Raw genomic sequence first — 2,681 nt, forward strand, 5'->3', positions numbered from 1 at the left:
GAAGTCCCCTCGCTCCAAGCTGACCCAGCACACTCAACACACCCGCCGGAAGAAGGGCCTCGGCACCGCGCTTACGGTGAAGCGGAGCCACTGGGAGAAGTTCGTCTCCAGCAAAGAGGCCGAAGCCACAACCGAGACGTATCTGCTTGCCAAGGGCTATCTGGCCCGCGTCACTCAAAGCGCCCGGGTCGTCGAAGAGACCGATGACCACATCGTCATGGAGCATGAGCCTTGTCCGAAATTCCGGATCGCGATCCCCCTCGTGCGGCCCTGGCTCGCTAGCAACTACGATGACCAGCGAACTGCCAACGCTGCCTGGAAAGAACGCATCGAAGCACTGGCCTCGGCCCTGAGCCTACGCCACGACCAGGCCTGCACCGACACATCCAGGCTCTTCTATCTGCCGCGCCGACTAGCTGCTAGCCCGCCGCCCGAGACACTAATCCTCGACGGCGCGCCGTGCGATCTATTTGAACTGCCGCCCGCTCATAGGCCAGGCGATCCGGCGCCATCGGGCAAACGCCCCGGCAAACGTCGCGATGTAGAGCCACTGGAATGCACCGACCCAAAGACGAGCGAGGCCATAGACCTGCGAGCATGGGATCGCGCAATCGGTGGTAAATTCGAGCTTGTCGCCGCTCTGCGCGAGCGACGGCCGGATGTCATGATTGGTGATCTTCGTCAGGGCGGCAAACAGCACATCCGCTGCGTGAACGAGGACGACCATACGCAGCTCGGCGCGGATGGCGCGACGTTCATCGCTAACGCTAGCGACAGCTCGTCGCGACGCTTCGTCTATCACTGCCGGCACGCGCATTGCGATGGTCGTAATCGCCTGGTGTTCCTGAAACAGATGGTGGAGCGAGAGTGGGTATCGCTTGAAGACCTCCGCTCACCGCGCTTCCAATCGCAAGTGATAGGCAATCGCCCCCTCATTCAGGTTGTTGGCGGCGAGATCGCCGACATCGTCGACCAAGCCGAAGCGGCCCTGCTCAAGGCGGATCTTGGCGTCTATCAACGCGCGACCTTTTTAGTGCGGGCCGGCCGCGTCACAACGGGCGTTTCGCGTGGACGCCGTATCACCTCACCTCGTATCGTACCACTCGGTGACCATGCACTCGTGGAAGCCCTGACACTCGCCGCGGTTTGGGAAAAATTTGACGCTAGGTCGGAAGCTATGGTGACGATCGACGCGCCGCTCAAAATCGCAAACACCCTCCATCAGCGCATGGGTAGGTGGCGACTTCCCTCGTTGATGGGGATTATCGATGCCCCGACCTTGAGGCCGGATGGAAGCGTCCTTTCCGCGGCTGGATACGATCCGGTTACCGGCCTGCTGCTAGAGGTTGGCAGTCTGTCGATGGGGGAGGTCCCCGATCTGCCCACACGGCAGGATGCCCTTGTGGCTATGGGCGAGCTGAAACACCTCATCGAGACATTCTCATTCGTCGACGAACCCAGTCGAAGCGTCGCCCTCTCCGCTATTCTCACTTGCAGCATTCGGCGCTCGCTTTCCACGGCACCGCTGCACGGTTTCACCGCACCCGTGGCGGGCTCAGGGAAGACGAAGCTCGTCGATATCTGCAGCGTCATTGCGACCGGCCGGGTGGCCAGTGTCATGGCCCAGGGCAAGAACGAGGAAGAGTTGGAGAAGCGCCTCGGGGCGATGTTGCTGGCTGGCGAACACGTCATTGCCATCGACAATTGCGAAGCGCCATTGGGCGGCGAGTTCCTCTGCGCGCTTCTAACGCAACGCAGTGTGCGGTGTCGGATCCTAGGTCTGTCGCAGATGCCAGAGTTGCCCACCAACGCCTTCGTGACAGCGACTGGGAACAACCTGGTCTTCTTCGGCGACATGAGCCGCCGCGCGCTCCTGTGTCACCTGGATCCCGCCGTCGAAAGACCCGAGCTTCGCAAGTTCGACGTCGACCCGGTCCTGGTTGCTCACCAGCAGCGAGGGCGGCTTCTTCTGGCGGCTCTGACCATTTTGCGCGCTTATCATCTGGCTGGACGTCCGGACGCCCCGGTCCCCCTCGGCTCGTTCGAAGAGTGGTCGTCCTGGGTTCGCGGGGCGTTGCTCTGGCTGGACTGCCAGGATCCGGTGGCGACTATGGAAAAGGTGCGGCGCCATGACCCGAAGCTGGCCGCCCTTCGAAGGGTGTTGGCGCAATGGCATCTGCACATCGCGGCTCGAGAAATGACCACCGCGCGCATCAAGGCGTACGCCTCCGAGCGAGAGCCCATGACGGATGATCAACACCAACCGCCTCAGGGCACTCTTCGCTACCCCGAGTTTCACGAGGCCCTGATGCTCATCGCCGGCAAGGATGGATCGCTTAACAGCATGCGTTTGGGCCGATGGATTGGCGACAACGTTGGACGCGTGGCCGATGGGATGCGCATCGTGCCGGCTCCCATGGCTGAGGGTGTGCAGCAATGGAAGCTTGAGGAGGCGAAGGCCGAGGTGGCCTAATTCGGTAACTTCGGCCGGTGGACTTGGTGGACTTAATGTCCTTCCCCCATACCTCGCGGGAAAACTGTCAGAAAAATCACCCTGCCCTGCGACATGTGTGATGACAGTTTTTATAGTTGGACTGAAAGTCCTTCGTAAGCGCGGTGCCGAGGCCCTTCTTCCGGCGGGTGTGTTGAGTGTGCTGGGTCAGCTTGGAGCGAGGGGACTT

1 pseudogene is annotated in these 2,681 nt (G+C 61.5%); it reads left to right on the forward strand.

The annotated features are described in order from the left end of the window. A pseudogene (locus AC1ROY_RS33945) lies at positions 1 to 2,473 on the forward strand (hypothetical protein); the annotation flags it as partial. Positions 2,474 to 2,681 lie beyond the last annotated feature (208 nt).

Source organism: Roseococcus sp. GW821-FHT12F05 (assembly GCF_058806835.1).